This window comes from Herpetosiphon llansteffanensis (genome assembly GCF_003205875.1).
Taxonomy (GTDB): Bacteria; Chloroflexota; Chloroflexia; order Chloroflexales; family Herpetosiphonaceae; genus Herpetosiphon; species Herpetosiphon llansteffanensis.
This window is the reverse complement of the sequence record NZ_PUBZ01000103.1, coordinates 41552-57855: the sequence shown is the minus strand read 5'-3', so window position 1 is coordinate 57855 and position 16304 is coordinate 41552. Positions and strand designations below refer to the sequence as shown.

General features: G+C 51.2%; 19 protein-coding genes. 4 read left to right on the top strand and 15 right to left on the bottom strand.

Annotated features, from left to right (window positions below; all coding sequences use genetic code 11):
* Positions 1–195: 195 nt before the first annotated feature.
* On the bottom strand, positions 196–2082 hold the full coding sequence (locus C5S61_RS15190) for an ABC transporter ATP-binding protein (RefSeq protein ID WP_110516050.1): 1887 nt from the start codon (positions 2080–2082) through the stop codon (positions 196–198).
* 140 nt (positions 2083–2222) lie between these two features.
* Here C5S61_RS15190 and C5S61_RS15185 point away from each other — a divergent pair, with 140 nt between their 5' ends.
* The 3 genes from C5S61_RS15185 (at position 2223) to C5S61_RS15180 (ending at position 4636) form a co-directional block, all read left to right on the top strand.
* Positions 2223–2930 (top strand): zinc metallopeptidase, encoded by a 708-nt coding sequence (locus C5S61_RS15185; RefSeq protein ID WP_110516048.1) that lies wholly within the window; start codon positions 2223–2225, stop codon positions 2928–2930.
* A 51-nt stretch (positions 2931–2981) separates the two neighbouring features.
* Complete coding sequence (locus C5S61_RS27440; RefSeq protein ID WP_269083554.1) at positions 2982–3104, top strand: hypothetical protein; 123 nt, start codon at positions 2982–2984, stop codon at positions 3102–3104.
* A 104-nt stretch (positions 3105–3208) separates the two neighbouring features.
* The gene (locus C5S61_RS15180; RefSeq protein WP_110516046.1) at positions 3209–4636 is read left to right on the top strand and encodes a protein kinase domain-containing protein; all 1428 of its coding nucleotides are present in this window, start codon (positions 3209–3211) and stop codon (positions 4634–4636) included.
* 510 nt (positions 4637–5146) lie between these two features.
* Here C5S61_RS15180 and C5S61_RS15175 read toward each other — a convergent pair.
* The 14 genes from C5S61_RS15175 to C5S61_RS15110 all read right to left on the bottom strand — a co-directional run bounded on the left by C5S61_RS15175 (position 5147) and on the right by C5S61_RS15110 (position 15805).
* Positions 5147–6253 (bottom strand): NADH-dependent flavin oxidoreductase, encoded by a 1107-nt coding sequence (locus tag C5S61_RS15175; RefSeq protein WP_110516044.1) that lies wholly within the window; start codon positions 6251–6253, stop codon positions 5147–5149.
* 147 nt (positions 6254–6400) lie between these two features.
* The gene (locus C5S61_RS15170) at positions 6401–6628 is read right to left on the bottom strand and encodes a hypothetical protein (protein WP_110516042.1); all 228 of its coding nucleotides are present in this window, start codon (positions 6626–6628) and stop codon (positions 6401–6403) included.
* Positions 6629–6640: 12 nt separating this feature from the next.
* On the bottom strand, positions 6641–6868 hold the full coding sequence (locus tag C5S61_RS15165; RefSeq protein WP_054535155.1) for a DUF6504 family protein: 228 nt from the start codon (positions 6866–6868) through the stop codon (positions 6641–6643).
* A gap of 261 nt (positions 6869–7129) precedes the next feature.
* Positions 7130–7531 (bottom strand): NUDIX hydrolase, encoded by a 402-nt coding sequence (locus tag C5S61_RS15160; protein ID WP_110516040.1) that lies wholly within the window; start codon positions 7529–7531, stop codon positions 7130–7132.
* A 138-nt stretch (positions 7532–7669) separates the two neighbouring features.
* Positions 7670–8023, bottom strand: a complete 354-nt coding sequence (locus tag C5S61_RS15155; RefSeq protein ID WP_110516038.1) for a DUF309 domain-containing protein — start codon at positions 8021–8023, stop codon at positions 7670–7672.
* Entirely contained in the window at positions 8016–8249 is a 234-nt protein-coding gene (locus C5S61_RS15150; RefSeq protein ID WP_240614526.1) for a hypothetical protein, read from the bottom strand. The genes C5S61_RS15155 and C5S61_RS15150 overlap by 8 nt, the downstream gene beginning before the upstream one ends.
* Positions 8250–8289: 40 nt before the next feature.
* Positions 8290–8784, bottom strand: coding sequence for a zinc ribbon domain-containing protein (locus C5S61_RS15145; RefSeq protein ID WP_110516035.1), 495 nt, complete (start codon positions 8782–8784; stop codon positions 8290–8292).
* Between the two features lie 160 nt (positions 8785–8944).
* On the bottom strand, positions 8945–9655 hold the full coding sequence (gene tmk, locus C5S61_RS15140) for a dTMP kinase (RefSeq protein ID WP_110516033.1): 711 nt from the start codon (positions 9653–9655) through the stop codon (positions 8945–8947).
* Between the two features lie 42 nt (positions 9656–9697).
* Positions 9698–11398 carry a R3H domain-containing nucleic acid-binding protein gene (locus C5S61_RS15135; RefSeq protein ID WP_110516031.1) on the bottom strand — a complete coding sequence of 567 codons (1701 nt, stop codon included), beginning with the start codon at positions 11396–11398 and terminating at the stop codon, positions 9698–9700.
* Positions 11399–11437: 39 nt separating this feature from the next.
* Positions 11438–12445, bottom strand: a complete 1008-nt coding sequence (locus C5S61_RS15130) for a hypothetical protein (protein WP_124033437.1) — start codon at positions 12443–12445, stop codon at positions 11438–11440.
* 544 nt (positions 12446–12989) lie between these two features.
* A complete protein-coding gene (locus C5S61_RS15125) occupies positions 12990–13574 on the bottom strand; it encodes a hypothetical protein (protein ID WP_110516027.1) in 585 nt (194 codons plus the stop codon).
* Positions 13575–13578: 4 nt separating this feature from the next.
* Positions 13579–14991, bottom strand: a complete 1413-nt coding sequence (locus tag C5S61_RS15120) for a 4Fe-4S binding protein (RefSeq protein ID WP_110516025.1) — start codon at positions 14989–14991, stop codon at positions 13579–13581.
* 17 nt (positions 14992–15008) lie between these two features.
* On the bottom strand, positions 15009–15386 hold the full coding sequence (locus tag C5S61_RS15115; RefSeq protein ID WP_110516023.1) for a FixH family protein: 378 nt from the start codon (positions 15384–15386) through the stop codon (positions 15009–15011).
* A 71-nt stretch (positions 15387–15457) separates the two neighbouring features.
* Complete coding sequence (locus C5S61_RS15110) at positions 15458–15805, bottom strand: hypothetical protein (protein ID WP_110516020.1); 348 nt, start codon at positions 15803–15805, stop codon at positions 15458–15460.
* Positions 15806–15927: 122 nt separating this feature from the next.
* On the opposite strand from C5S61_RS15110, the gene C5S61_RS15105 reads away from it, so the two are divergent.
* A complete protein-coding gene (locus C5S61_RS15105; protein WP_110516018.1) occupies positions 15928–16281 on the top strand; it encodes a hypothetical protein in 354 nt (117 codons plus the stop codon).
* The last annotated feature ends 23 nt before the right edge of the window (positions 16282–16304 follow it).

Below are 16304 nucleotides of genomic sequence, written 5' to 3'. Positions count from 1 at the left end.
TTTGATCCACGAAGCTCACGAAGCTCACGAAGGCTTGAAACCGCGAAGGCCGCGAAGAGCGCGAAGATGGGCTATAGTTTTTAGCCACGAATTTCACGAATTTCACGAATAATGTTTCGATAACCCATAGCCCAGAGCCTGATCCCCAGCTCCTAGCCCCTGCTCCCTTGTCCAATGTTCCGATAGCCCAAAGCCTCATCCTTCATCCCTTACTAATTCCTCGCGCTCTTTGAATTGGGTGTGATAGAGCTGCGCGTACAGCCCTGCCTGCGCCAGCAACTCGCTATGCGTGCCACGTTCGAGCACTCGGCCTTGATCGACGACCAAAATCAAATCGGCAGCCAGAATCGTTGAAAGTCGGTGGGCAATCACAATGCTGGTGCGATCTTTGAGCAATGGTTGCAAGGCTGCTTGAATTAATGCCTCTGAGCGCGAATCGAGCGCCGAGGTCGCCTCGTCGAGCACCAAAATACGTGGGTTTTTGAGGATAACCCGCGCGATCGCAATCCGTTGTTTTTCGCCGCCAGAGAAGCGATAGCCTCGTTCGCCAACCACAGTATCGTAGCCATTGGGTAGGCTGACGATCAAATCGTGAATGTTGGCAGCGCGGCAGGCAGCTTCTAATTCTGCATCAGTTGCATCGGGCTTGGCATAGCGCAAATTAACCCGCAAGCTCTCGTGAAACAAGAAGGTTTCTTGGGTAACCATGCCAATCGCTTGGCCAAGGCTATCCAAATCCAATTCGCGCACATCAACACCATCGATCAACACCCGACCACGACTAGCATCATATAAGCGCGGCAGCAAGTAGGTGAGGCTGGTTTTGCCTGCGCCTGAAGGCCCGACCAAGGCCACCAATTGACCTGGCTTGGCGGTAAAATCAATGTCTTCTAAGGCCCATTCGCGGGTAGTAATTGGGCTAATAATGGTCGTTTCTTGGCCATTGCGGCTGCTAAGAATTGGATCATCATCAGCTTGATAGCGAAACCAGACATGCTCAAATTGCACTTCGCCACGAATTGACTCCAGCAATTTTGGCTCAGCTGGATCAAGAATTTCCTGCGGCAAATCGAGAATTTCAAACACGCGCTCGAACGACACCAGCGACGAAGCTAATTCAACTCTGGTGTTGACTAAGGTTGAAATTGCGCCATACAAGCCAGGCAAATACAAGGCCAAGGCAATAATATCGCCGGTGCTAAAGCTATTTGAGGTAATTGCCAGATAGCCGCCAAACCAATAGACTGAGGTCACGCCAACTGCGCTAACCAAACCAACCATCACAAAAAACGAGCGCATCACCAACGAGGTGCGAATGCCAAGATCGCGCACTTCGCCTGCATGCTGGCTAAATTTGGCTACTTCATCGTTGCGCCGCCCAAAAATCTTGACCAGCAACGCGCCGCTGACATTCAAGGTTTCGCCCATTAATGCGTTCATATCGCTGTTGGCTTGCATTTGCGAGCGGGTTAATGTGCGTACGACGCGCCCGACGCGCCGCGCTGGCAGCATAAATAATGGCAAGACGAGCAAGGCCAATAAGGTTAAGCGCCACTCAATCGTCAACATAATAAATAGGGTAATGCTGACGGTGATGATATTTGTGATCAACGTAATCAACGTGCCAGTAACTGCCCGTTGCGAGCCAACCACATCGTTATTGAGCCGCGAAACCAATTCGCCCGATTTGGTGCTGGTGAAAAAGCGCAAGCTCATGCGCTGCATATGGTTATACAAGGCGCGGCGCAAATCAAAAATAATGCCCTCGCCGACCAGCGCTGAATTGCGGCGTTGCCAAATATCCAGCAAACCGCCGATTAAGGGAATTGCCACCAAGCCGACGGCAACGAAATTGAGCCGCCCAAGATTGCGCTGCGGAATCGCCACGTCAATTAAATGGCGCACCAACAACGGCGTAATCCGATCCAACAACGTGCCGATGAAAATTGTAAACAAGACCACAATGATGCCGCGGCGATAGGGTTTGGCATAACCCCATACACGCTGCAACAACATGCGGCTGATAGTGGGTTGTTCGTCTTCGTTAGCGCGAACAAACCCTCGCCAGCCTCCACCATTCATGGAAACTCCTTCGATAGTGTTTGAGTGTGCATTATTAATGTCATGCTAACACGCCTAGGCCCAGAGCTTGCTATACTTAAGGTTAGAATTTTCTGTCCATGCGGACAGGAACATTGACAAGCATCCTCTGGAGGATACCGATGATCTTCGACCCGATGTATTTCATTTTCGCCATTCCTGGCATGCTGTTTGCTTTCTGGGCGCAGTGGTATGTAAAATCAACATTTAGCAAATATGCAAATGTTGGTAATATGCACCGCATGAATGGCTTTGATGTGGCCCAACGTTTGATGAGCGCCGAAGGTCTCAACTATGTGCGAGTCAATCAAGTTGCTGGACAATTAACCGATTTCTATAATCCCGCCGATAAATCGATTAATCTTTCGCAATCGTCGGTTACGCCGTCGGTTGCTGCAATGGCGGTTGTGGCTCACGAGTTGGGTCACGCCTTGCAAGATCGCGAAGGCTACACGATGTTGCGTTTGCGCAGCTCAATTGTGGGCATCGCCAACATTGGCAGTAGCATTGGCACATGGTTGGTGATGGGTGGCTTGATGTTTGGCGCTGCATCACGCAGTGGCGGCTTTGGCTTCACCATGGCCTTGATTGGTTTGGTGCTGTTTGCTGGCGCGGTGCTGTTTACCTTGGTAACCTTGCCGGTCGAATTCAATGCCTCAAGCCGCGCCAAAAAAATGTTGATCGCCAATGGCTTGGTTAGCCCGCAAGACCAAGCTGCGGTTTCTAAGGTTTTGAATGCTGCTGCGTGGACGTATGTCGCTGCTGCGGCAAGCTCAATTTTGACCTTTGCCTACTTCGCATTTCGCGTTTTTGGCGGTCGCCGCGACTAAAACTGCTATACTAACGCCTAGTATCGCTTTTGATTTAGGAGGAATGATTCAATGGATGATGATTTGAAGCGTCGGGTTGTCTATGGTTTGCTGAGTTTGGCATTGGGGACGTTGGCCACTCGTTTGGCCTTGTACATCACCAATAAAATCTTGGGCGAGCCAGAAACAATCTAAGTTGCTCCAAATACATGGCAATGAGAGGCGTAACCCTACGCCTCTTTGTTGTTTAAGCCTGCTATAATCGCTGCACGATTGGCTGATATACGAAGGATGCTGCAATGAATCAAACCTTGGCAAATCGCTACCAATTGTTGGCAACGCTTGGGCAAGGTGGCATGGCGACGGTCTACCGTGCCCATGATTTGCTGCTCAAGCGCGATGTGGCCTTGAAGGTTTTGCGGCCTGAGTACGCCAATAATCCAACTTTGAGCCAGCAATTTAGCGCCGAAGCCCAAACTGCGGCCCAATTGAGCCACGCCCATATTGCGCGTATTTTTGATGTTGGCCACGATCCAAGTGTTGGGCCGTTTTTTGTTCAAGAGCTGATCGATGGCCAGAGCCTTGATCAAGTATTGCCCGTGGCCGCGCCCCAAGCCTTGGTTTGGACACGCGAAATTGCCTTAGCCTTGGCAGCAATTCATCAACAGGGCTATGTGCATTGCGATGTCAAGCCGCAAAATATTAAAATTAATGCTGATGGCCATGCGATTTTGCTTGATTTTGGCATTGTGCAGCCAATTGGCACGACCAACCACGATCAAGTGTATGGCACGCCCCAATATATCGCGCCAGAACGGGCAGAAGGTGGCGCAACGACCGCCGCCAGCGATATTTATGCTTTGGGAATTATGTTGTATGAGCTGTTAACTGGCCGCGTGCCGCTTGATGGCGATTCGGCATGGGCGATTGTCCAGCGCCATCTGAACGAAGGTGTGCCTGCACTGCGCCAAGCCTTGCCTGGCACCGCCAGCGCCATCGAACAGCTGATCAAGCGGGCGACTGAGCGCGAGCCAAGCAAGCGTTTTGGCTCTGCCCAAGCCTTAGCAGGCGAGATTGAGAGCATCCAACAGGGCGCAAATTCGGCCACGATTGCCATGCCCGTGCGCCAACGCTCCACCGTGTCGATTCATAATATGGAAACGACTGCTGTGCGCGTGCCACCCAAAACCGCTGCTTTGGTGCAGGCTCAAGCCCAGCCAACCCCAACCAAAGCCTTGATTGCCCCGCCCAAACCAGCAGCCAAAAAGCAAATTGGCCTGACCCTTGCAGCACTAGCCTTTGTGGTTGTGGTTGCAGTTGGCTTTGCCAAACTAAGCGGCAATGCCGAACAACCGAGCACGACTGGCAATCCTGTGGTCGAGGCAACTGCGACGCTTGAACCAGTGGCCGAAGCAACCGCAACCATTGTGATTGAGATTGAAGCTACCCAAGCGCCGGAGCCAACCGCTGCCAGCGAGCAAGCCCCAAGCATGCCCAATTTTGTGGGCCTCAAACGTGGCGAGGCCGAGCAACAAGCCCGCAACTTAGGGCTGAGCATTAATTTTATTGAGCAACCAAACGATCAAGCCAAAGATCGTATTCTGAGCCAAGAGCCAGCAGTCGGCAGCCCAATTGCTGCCAACAGCCAAATCAACTTGGTGATTGGGGTCAAAGAGGCCAAAAAGCCCAAAGGCCCAGGCAATGGCAAGGGCAAAGACGATGATTAAGAATCAGAACAAAGAACATAGAACATAGAACATAGAACATAGAACATAGAACAAAGAACAAAGAACAAAGAACATAGAACAAAGAACAAAGAACATAGAACATAGAACATAGAACATAGAACATAGAACATAGAACATAGAACATAGAACATAGAACATAGAACATAGAACATAGAAATGGGGGGCGGGTTTTGGAGATTAGGCTATTTAACGCAGAGGCGCAGAGAAAGCTAGTATAAAACTTCGTTGGTTCGCCCTAGTTTGTTTTGATTAAATATATGAGTCAGATCAAAGGAGTACTTGGCTACTCTGCGCCTCTGCGTTAAAATCTATATCAATGGCAAGGGCAAAGACGATGATTAGGAATCAGAGCAGTGGACAGAGAACATAGAAAAATTTGGCTAGAGGCTCTAGGCTATTGGGAGATCTGCTTCTAAATCTGAATTACTCAAATTGTTTCAAAAGCTTCCCGATAGCCAAAAGCCCATAGCCTATAGCCCTCGCAACTAGCTACTCGGCGGCGATTTTCACCCAACCAGCGCGTTGGACGATGCTTTCATACAATTGGCGTGGCAAGGTACAAATAATATCGCCATCTTTGGCGGGCAAGGCTTGGCGCAAATCGGTGCGGCCTGCTTTGACCTTATTTGGCCAATCTGGCTCCCACAGTGCTACCCGACCAAGCGCGACCAATTCAGCACCATCTTGCAATGGCAATTCTGCTTGCTCAACGGTTTCAATGCCACCAACTGCCATCAAGGGCACGCGGCCAGCCAATTTTTCAATGACCAAGGGGCTAAGGCGTTGGGTTGATTGCGGATCGCGCATTGAGCCAGCAGCATAATTGCCCAACGAAATGTGCAAATAATCCAAGCGGCAATCGGCCAAACGATCAACCAACACCAAGGTATCGTCAAAAGTAATGCCTGGATTTTCAATTTCTTCAGGCGAGAAGCGATAGCCCACAATAAACGTATCGCCGACTGCTGCACGTACAGCTTTGGCCAAGGTGATTGGGTAGCGCAAGCGGCGTTCCAAATCGCCACCCCATTCGTCGTCGCGGCGGTTTGAATGTGGTGAGAAGAATTGTTGAATCAGATAGGTGTTTGCGCCGTGGATTTCCACGCCATCAAAGCCTGCAACGGCAGCTCGTTTGGCTGCTGCAACAAAATCAGCGATGCTCTTTTCGACTTCGGCGGCAGTCATGGCCCGTGGCTCAAGGTAGCCTTGGCGTTCGGCGGCAACGGCTGAGGCTGAACGTGGAGCTGGTTCGCGTAGTACCTTGGGGTCGGCCATACGCCCACCATCATGAATTTGCAAAATCGCAATTGAGCCTTCGGCTTTGATTACGCTGGCTGCTTTACGTAATGATTCGATTTTATCGTCATTATCACAGCCCCATTGGTTGATAAATGCTTGGCCATCGCGATCAACATAACAAGCGGCGGTAATAACCGTGCCAAAGCCACCAGCAGCGCGGCGTTGCAATAAGGCGACTTCGCCGGGGCTAATCTGGCCTTCTGGCGTGCCAGAATAGGTGGTCATTGGGGCAAGAACGAGGCGATTGGGCAGGGTAACGCCACTAACAGGCAGGGTGTATGGCTCGAACAATGACATAAAATCCTCGTGACACAATATATCGAATTACGCATATGTGCGTATCCCAATATATTGTGCCACAAGTCGATTTTTAAAACGGGCAAGCTAGAGGAGAATTAACACAAATCTTACAGACGGGGAATTGGGCAATGTGCTTCCGGCGACTTACGAGCTAGCAACGATCCCTTCGATGCCAACCCAAAAGTTATCTTTGCGCACATACGATCGTGAAACGATGCGCACGCCCTCAACATCTTCGTTAAAAATCTGAGTAGCGTTAACCAGCACGACATTTGGACGTTCGCCAAAGCGATCTTCATAGGCAAAGATGGCTTCGGCAATTTTGAACCGCAGTTCTTTCCGCGGATGATCATCAAACCAAGCTAAATACACGGTCGGCCTCCTCTAGCGTTCAACGCACCACGCATTTAAGCGCACATCTTGAAAAATGTTGTAAACCTGATTGTTGGTGCAACGCACCCGAAAATAGTGGCGCGGCGGGCGTGCCCAACGGGCCTCTCTGCTCCACACGCGTTCAATTCTCGCGACCTGATGGCTGATTCCACGCCATAAAAAGGCCATCGGCAAATAATTATGGCGTTTGTGGGTTAATTGAATTGGCTCAATCTGCATCTCGGTTACCCTTCGTGTTGTACTCAATTCGTGACAATGCTCCAAGCATCGTGGCTCGTAAAAAGCCTTGCATGGGGCTTTGCAAGCCCGCAAACGAGGGTGCGCACCGTGGATTACAAGCAGCAGCTTGGAGAATTTGTGTTTTTGAGTATACACGAACACATGTGCTATGTCAATTAATATGAGCCAATCTGCTAGTAGATACCCGTGTTTGTTAAACCTAGGCCCTCAGCAGCTTGAGCCTATCCTGAATCCATACGATTAATGAATCAGATCACGTTCTTTGAGCCAATCAAAAATAATTTGGTCTACTTGAGAACTTTTGGCTTTATCGGCATACACTAACCACAAGAGTTCCTCAATTTCAGCTGAAGCGTGTAGGGTTCCCTGATAATTACCACTGTAGCAGGTCATTTTGACAATGATCCCTTCGCTATGACCATGGGCTTGGGCTTCAAATGTACCCACAAAGTTGAGGGTTTCAGGGATGAGATCGACATCAAGTTCCTCTTTGATCTCGCGCACTAAGCATTCGTAATCGGTTTCGCCCTGTTCGCGCTTGCCACCAGGAAGATAATAGATCGTTTTACCTTTGGAACGGGTACTAAGAATGCGTTTATCAACAATCTGAATCCACGCCAGTTTATCGATGATCTGGGTCATGGCAACTCCTTCACACACATATAATCCTGTGCTACATCAGGATACATGCCGAAGTAATGCCAATTCACCAGCCCAATGAATGATTAATTGGCTGCTACAGTGCTATGGTTTGATCGGTGTGTTCAAGCCTGAAACTATTTAGAGCTGAATTCGTGGAACCAGATCCCAATCGATGCGACCTTGACCGGTGTGTAAATCGGCAGGAATGAGGCTGGCGCAGGCCTGAATGTACGCGCGAATCCGCGCAATATCAAGCTTGTGTTGATTGGTTTCAAAGGGAGCCAGCATTTCGTGGGCGCTGGCAAGCAGGAGCCGTGGGCTATCGACAATGCCCAAGCGCAGTTGATTGAGCGCTACCGACAAGCGAATTAGGCCACGATAGAGGTCGTTGCGGCTGGGAAACCACAATTCTTCCAATTGTAGCACGCCATCAACAAAGCGTTCCTCGTTAAATGCCGTAATAAACCCTTGCCAATGTTCCTGCTCATTCATCGTCAACAACCTCAATCACAATTCCGCCGAAGCGTGCTTCTCTGGCGGCGCAACGCTGGCCGTTGATCCAACACAGGTTGGATGCATAGCGCGATTGATCAGCGCGATAACTGCCAGCGCAGCCAGTGCCAAGCACGCCAGTATTGAAAAATTGCACTCCACAGCCATGCTGATCAGTCGCCAATGCCACGCAATCGGCGCAAACATAGCGCGGATAACGTGGCATTGGCTGGACAGCATTGCGGCAAATAGGGCAAATCTGCTGATTAGCGGGCGTACTGTTGTTCATATTCTGGTTGGCGCAATGGTTGGCTGTTGATGCGGGTATTGGCGGGAGCGGCACAGTATGGGCAAACCTGCCAGGTCAAATCGATGACCCGTTCGCAGTTGCCACAATTGCGGCGCAAATGGGTTTGGCAGTGGGGGCACAGCACAAAATCGGCCTGAATGCTACGTTGGCAATTCGGGCAGACATGCTCATCCTCAATATCGCGGCGCATAAAGGTTTCTTCCAATTCGCGCTCGTATTTTTGAGTGAGGGTTTCGCGCGGACGCACCAACATATATAACAGCAACCCTGCGAATGGCAAAAAGAAGGCCATTGAGGTTGAAAGCACTTGCACCAAAATATCGTTGGAGCGGCTACTAATATCGCGGTATGTCCATACCAGCGAAGCAACCCAGAGGAGCACCAAATAGCCCCCAACAATCATGCCAACAATCGGCAAGATGCTTTTAAGTTCTGCAATAATTTCTGTCATGTTCCTATGCTTTCCTGAAGAATGCCCCAGCATTGCGGGGCGACTGCATGGGTTTAGAATACTGGCACGTTGCCACGATTGGGCTATTGTACCATATCAAACCACAGCCCAAGCGCATCTCAGCCTGATACCCGACTGAGATGCAGCTTATATCTGGGGCTTAGCTCAGCGTTTTAATCGTGCTGAGATAGGGCTGAACCGCCGCTAGCAATTGGGCGGTGAGGGTTTCACGTTCAATGTCTGCATCAAACACTTGCCAGCGTTGTTGATCGGCGGCGATCATTTCAAGGTAGCCGTTGCGCACGCGTTCGTGGTAGGCGATTTCACGCGCATCGAGCCGATTCCAATGCTCGCTTTGGCTGGGGGTTGGTTGCGGCAAATGCGGCAATGGCAAGGCCAATTGGCTCGATTCGCGAAAATCATCGCGCTGCTTGCGTTTGCGCTGTAAGCCTTGCTCAACTGGCAAATCGAGGAAGAAGGTCACATCGGGCTGTAAGCCGCCAGTCGCAAAACGGGTGATTTCGCGTAACTCGGTGAGATTGCGGCCTAGGCCATAGCCTTGGTGGGCAAAGGTCGAGTCTGCATAGCGATCGCACAAAACGATACCGCCCAGCTTCAGGTAGGGCAAGATAACCTCGCCAACTAACTGAGCACGAGCGGCAGCAAACAAAAGGGTTTCGGTTGTCGGCTCCATCGCCGTCCATTGACCATCGAGCACAAGCCGACGCACAGCATCGCTAATCGGCGTTCCGCCTGGCTCACGAGTTAAGATGACTGGATAGCCAGCCTGTTGCAGATAATCCTTGAGGTAGCGGGCTTGGGTGCTTTTCCCGCTACCTTCCGGGCCTTCAAAGGTAATGAACAAGCTCATGGTTCCCCTACAGTCCAACAGCGTTGAGCCCACGATGCCGATTTAGCGAAAGATGCGAATCCGGCGACGTGGTTCTTTGCCAGTACTTTCTGATTGTAGATTGTACCGCTCAACAATCTGATGTTGCAACCTGCGTACATACGAGCTTTGTGGGCTCAGTTCGATACTTTCGGTTGAGCCATCCATAACTTGGCTAATTGCCTCTTCGACCTCTTCCATGGCCTCGCTCAACGGGTCGCTGGGCGTGACGCTAATTTCGAAGGCCGAGCCAAGGCATTCTTCCATTTGGGTTTGGGTGTTCGAGCGCAAGACATACACCGGAATACCCCGTTCCTCTGCATCGCGGAGGCGCGTTGGATGTTGGCGATAGTAATTTTTCAAGGTGATCACCATCGTTGCTTGATCCATTTCGCGCACCAAACTGGCGGTAATGCCCAAACGATCGAGGGCTTTTTCCAGGCGATTGCGGCTTACCCCAAAGGCAAAGATTCGCGCTGGGGCGTTTTTGCCTGGTTTTTTGACCACGACGCTTGGTTCTTCGGTGTTTAGGCTTGCGCTCGGGCTAGCCATGGTCATCGCATAGCGTTCGCGTTCTTCGCGTTGGGCTTCGCGACGATCGCTTTTGCGCCGCCAATCGCGCTCGCCATGGTCACGGTCGCGCTCACGCTCGCGGTTGCGATAGCCGCCACGCCGCGTGAGCATTGTGCTGGCTTCGCTATCAGCACGTTCTGGCCGACCTTCGTGCACCTCGACATGGCCTTGCTCGTCTTTAGTACGTTGCTCAGCGCTTGGCTCGTTGCCTTGCAAAATCGAATCGACAGCTGAGGCAACTTCTTGATAGACCGTTACATCGTCCCAGCTTTGAATTTCGACCAACACATCGAAGGTTGGCGGAGCTTTGCGTTCGAGCACGGTTTTTTGCGTGCCACGTCGCCGTGCTTCTTCATCGCCCAAGGTTACTGCTTGAATCCCACCGATCAAATCGGAGAGCGTTGGGTTGAGCATCAGGTTTTCCAAGGTGTTCCCGTGGGCTGTGCCAACCAATTGCACCCCGCGCTCGGCGATCGTGCGCGCAGCTTGAGCTTCCAATTCTGTCCCGATTTCATCGATCACAATCACTTGGGGCATGTGATTTTCGACCGCTTCGATCATCACATTGTGTTGTTCTGCTGGCCGAGCTACTTGCATGCGGCGGGCGCGGCCAATTCCAGGGTGTGGAATATCGCCATCGCCAGCAATTTCATTCGATGTATCGACGATCACCACCCGTTTGAGGAAGTCGTCGGCCAAAACGCGGGCGACTTCACGCAGCATGGTGGTTTTACCAGTGCCAGGCTTGCCAAGAATCAGAATCGATTTGCCAGCCTCGACCAAATCGCGCACGATTTCGATCGTGCCATAGACAGCACGGCCAACCCGACAGGTCAGGCCAATCACCACTCCCGAGCGATTGCGAATCGCTGAAATACGGTGCAGCGTGCGCTGAATCCCAGCGCGATTATCTTCGCCAAATTGGCCAATGCGCTCAGTCACATAATCGAGATCTTCGCGTCCGACCTCAGTTTCGCTGAGGAAACTTGATTGGTCGTGGCGAAAACGCGCTTCTGGCAAGCGCCCCAAATCCATGACAATTTCTATAACTTGATCTTTCTGTTCGTGAGTTGCCAACGGCTCAGCCAAACGTGGCGGCAAGGTTGACAGCAACAGATCGATATTATGGGTAATTTCGCGACGATCTAACATGTTTAGTTGCATCCTTCTCAAACACACGCCGGAGTGTGTTTAGATAGACGGTTCGGAGCGAACCGAAGATGACAGCGACGGCTTAACGACGCTTTCTCTCGTTCCTTCCAGCACAGGCCGCAACAACGGGTTGCGCAATGGCACTGTCAGTTCCTTGACCGTAAGGCGTTGATCTCCAATATGTTCAAAGCCGATCTCCTCTAAGTTGTGATGCAACTCGCCATGATATTCTGGCAGCAGGAGATAGACGACACCTTGATGAGCATTGGCCAATTGGCTCATTCCAAATCGAATAACCGACGAGGCTAAGCGTTGCTCAGCAGGATCGATTAGAAGGCTCATGACTGCGGCGTGTGGGCCAAGCCACACATGCAACGCCGCTCGTAAAATATCATCTCGGCCATCGCGCCCAAGCACCCAAGAGCGCTGACGAACTCCGTGACGTGCAACGACCGGCAGTTGCCATGATCGCGACGTTCGTCCTTCATATCGTACAACAGTTGCAGGGGTTATTGCCTCATACAATCGTTGGATTGCAAGCGGGTCGCGGCGCTGTTGTGGGCGTAAAACAATGATTGAGCTACCTTCGGCAACTTCGGGCGTTAACGTGCGCCAAACCTGCCGTGTAGCATAACTTTGAAAGCCAAGTTGGCGAAAAACTTCCAAATAGGGTGAATTCGAAGCCAAGGGCGCAAAAACGCGCTCAATATTGCGCGAACCCATGCGCACCACAAACGCTTCGAGCAAACGGTACCAAACATCGGGGTCGGTTGGCTGGCGCATGCCACGCCGAAATGGTTGCGATGCCAGATACACCAAATCTGCATCAGCACTATTTAATCGATACCAACCTTGCACATAGCCGCGTAGCCCACGCTCGTGATACACCAAGGTATGGCGATCTTGGGCGAACGGCAGCAAACAGCGCAGCGCAAAGCTCATCGGGCGATGACTGCCCGCCAATACTTGCTCACTGCCCAATAACATATAGGTGTACGGCGCTCGCCGTAACTCAAGACTATCGACTAATCGAACAGGTCGAATCAAGCCAGATTCTCCATCGCATAAGCTGCTTGCCCGATTCCGCTTGTGCTCCATTGCACGTATCTATCATCGCACAAATTGGGCCAGAAAAAAACTAGCAGAGTATTAATAAGTATGAAGGATGAGGGATGAAGGCAGAAGTCAAAAATCAAAATGATGAAGAACATAGAGCATAGATGTACTGGTTCATCAGGTTAACCACCGCATGATCCCCTCACCCCAACCCCTCTCCCGTGCGCGGGCGAGGGGCTTTAACACCGTAGCTCTCCCCCAATTCCTTGGTGAGAAACGGTCGGCTCCCCCTCGCCCGCGTCCAGTGGGCGAGGGGGTTGGGGGGTGAGGGCATGCTCATCATTGTCAATCCAATGAACCAGTACACATAGAACATAGAGCATAGAGATCAGAATTGAAGGCAGAAATCAAAAGAGAAGGATGAGGGATGAAGGCAAAAATCAAAATGATGATCTACAAAGGACACGAAGTAAAAGAGTTAAATTGCCTCTTCGTGCTCTTCGTGTCCTTCGTGGTTAAATACACTATCTGAACCCTAGCTCCTGACCCCTGACCCCTCATGCTCGTTGTTTTCTGCTTGCTGTTGCTTGAGCATTGCATTGCGGCGCATGGTCAGCGTCCAAATTGCGCCAACCATCAAAAATGGCGCTAAACAGATCACCGTCGTGATCCACGGCGGAAATGGTGGTGTAACCAGCACTTTAAATTGATGCTGGCCCGTCTGATTGCCCGCACTCACCGTTACATCGAGCGTCCAATAGCCTTCTTGGTCGAATTCGATTTTTTGTTCGATGCTGGCTTTGTGGCTGGTGCTTTGGCCGCTGGCGCTTGAGGTGCTTGGCCCCGTGCTATTCACATCAGCAACTGCTTGAATTGCGATCGTCACTTCGCCATCTGCCATACTGCTCGGCAGTTCAACATCGCTGAAAAATGTGCCAGTGCCAACATCAGGGTCGGCCTTCATCGAAAGCGTAAAATCGCCTAGTTTTTGGTCGTAGAGCACGGTGTATGGCTCGCCAAAGTGGGCCGCTGCTGGTTGTATTGGCACAAGGCTCACCAGAATCAGGCTGGCCACAAACATTCCCCGCACGAGAATCAGCCAGCGTTGGATGGTTTGCATGTAATTATCCTTCTAGAATGCCACGCATATCCATGGGTTGGCTCAAAAGCCACATCGCACTGCCAGCCATCGCCACGATGACCAGCGCCCATGGCAGCCAAGCCCAGTGTTGGCGTTGTTTGCTCATTGTCGTTGTCGTTTGCCACGTGATCACTGCTGAAAGCACGCTGCCCAGCAGAATCATGCCCATTTGAAAGGGGTAAATCATCGCTTGCGGCACGAGCGGGCTTAATCCGGTGACTGGCATCCAGCTAAAATTGATGCCTGCTTCGGCCAATAGCGAGCGTAGCACTGGCAAAATCGTCCAAAAGCCAATGATAAAGTGAAAGGCATAATGCGCTGTCCACATGGCAATGCCAATTGGCAAAAAGCCCTTCATAAAGCGATTGATGATCGCGATCAAGCGTTCGTTATGGCCGCTGATGCGGCGAAAGAGCCATGCCGCGCCGCCCAGCAAAACCACTGGCTCAATCACCAAGGCCAAGATAAAGACCACACTCAGCAAAAAGGTTTCGCTGGTGATCGCAAATTGGGTGGTCAACCAGTTGTAAAACGTATAAACTGGGCTGATCATACCAAAGGCGTTGAGCAACGCGCCCCAAGTAAACACCAACATCAGCACGCTAAAATCGCTGCGCTCTTCGATTTTGCCAATCCCTGAGCGTGGTTGCAGGCTAATCAATTCTTGGCCTGGCACACGCGCCAACAAGCCAATATTATCGTGTGGGCAAGCATGAATACAATCCAAACACATCGTACAATCGAGGTTGCCAACTTTTTTGGGCTGAAACAACCATAATTCACAGCCAGGTTGATCATCACGCCCCACAATGCAATCTTTGGTTTCACAGGTTTGGCAGCGTTGCGGCTGGCGCACTGCAACCTCAATTGGCGAGAGGGTGGAACTCAACATATTGAATTGACCCAGCGGACAGACATATTTACAAAATGGCGCACCCTGAAAACTGCTATCGATCAGCAGGGCAGCAGCAAAATAGCTCACAATCAGCATCGCTGTCCACCACGGCGAGGCCCACAAATCAAAGCGCTCGTAGGCAAAGAAGAACAGCACCAACAAGCCTACCGCTAGCCATTTATTGCGCAGCCAGGTTGGCCATTTGAAACGTGGCTTGATGATACGGCGGGCTAGATTGCGCGGCAACATAAACGGGCAGGCCATGCAAAACAGATTGCCCACCACCAACAAGGCCAGCATCAAAAAGCCACGATAATGCACCCACACAATCACCGTGGCGCTATTTTTGGGAGCCAGCTGCGCGCCAGTCAAGCCATCCCACACCATCAGCAGCGCCAAGCAAAACAGCGGCAGTTGCAGCGCAAAACGAGCGTAGCGCCAGCGGCCAAGCCAGCGCAAGCCCGGTAGTTTCAGCAAATCGATTGCCGGAATCTGTTGCATGATTCAACTCCCTTGGTTTATTGAATGTTGAAAGAAGGCAAGGTTCGTTGCATCACTGCGCCATTGGCTTCAGTCACATTCACAATCAAGACCCATTCGCCAAGCATCGAAAAATCAATGCTCGCCTGATAGTTGCCAGCGCCGAGTGCCTGCATTTGCACAATTTGCGATGGCATGCCGGCGTGAGTCATGGTTGCTTCGATTTGAACTTTGGCGTTGTCGAGCGGCGTTGTGCCATCGTTGATCACCAAGACGATTGTTTGTACGCCGATTGTGCTTGGCGTTTGTTCAAGGCTCATCGTCAAGCGTGGGTCGTCGCTTGGGGTGCGGCTACAACCGATTAAACTCACGAATAGCAAACTCAGCAGGATTAACTGCCCATAGCGTAAAAACATTGCAAAACCTCAAAAATACTAAATACCCCACAGCAGTGGGCATCGGGCCAATAATTCGACGCTTGAAATGATTAAAGAGTTTTTGGGGGTGGCACGTATTGCGGGTGAAACCACATCGCGTAGCGCAAAAGTGGGGTTTCCCAATAGCGCCACCGTTGTTTGAGTGGGCTTAAATTGGGTAGCTCGCTTGGGAGATGCCAACTCAATGGGTTATACATGTGGTCGGCGCTTGGGTTGAGTGGCAGCGACAGCGGCGCTTCGGGGCTTGATTGCGGCGCATCGTTCAGCTGTGGCATACATGGGTAGAACCACCAGCGCATCGTTGGCTGGGGTTGATTGGCTTGGCCAATTGGCAGCAGCAGCAGCATGATCACGCTGCTTAACCACCAATAGCCCAAAAATGATTGTTCGTATGCCATGTTCATTCCGTCCATTTAACCACAATCTGTACTATAGCAAACTCATTGGCAAACGCCAAATTTGGTCTTTTAAGCTGATTTTGGTATAGTATAGTTAACGAAAAGGATTGTAGGTTGTTTGTATGGCTCATGAATTGCACATTTTACGCACGATGACGTGGCTCAGCACAATTGTGTTGCTGCTGATTCCGTTGGTGCTTGCGCCATGCCAACCACGGATGTTGATGAGTTATCAATATCCGTGTGCAACCCAAGCCAGCCAAGGCTTTGCTGATGAGCATCATGCCGAACAGCCGATTTCTACGCCGGCAAAATCGCCAAGTGATGCCTGCGTCAGCCATGCCGCCCCATTTTTACTGGCTTCCGACCAATTTGAGTTAATCCTCGTGGCCGATCAACTGCATTGGATGCCCGATGCGTTGCACTATCGTTCGCCAAGTTTGGCCCTCGTCGTCCCCCCTCCAAAAGCCATTTAATCCTTCATACCAAGGTTAATGAT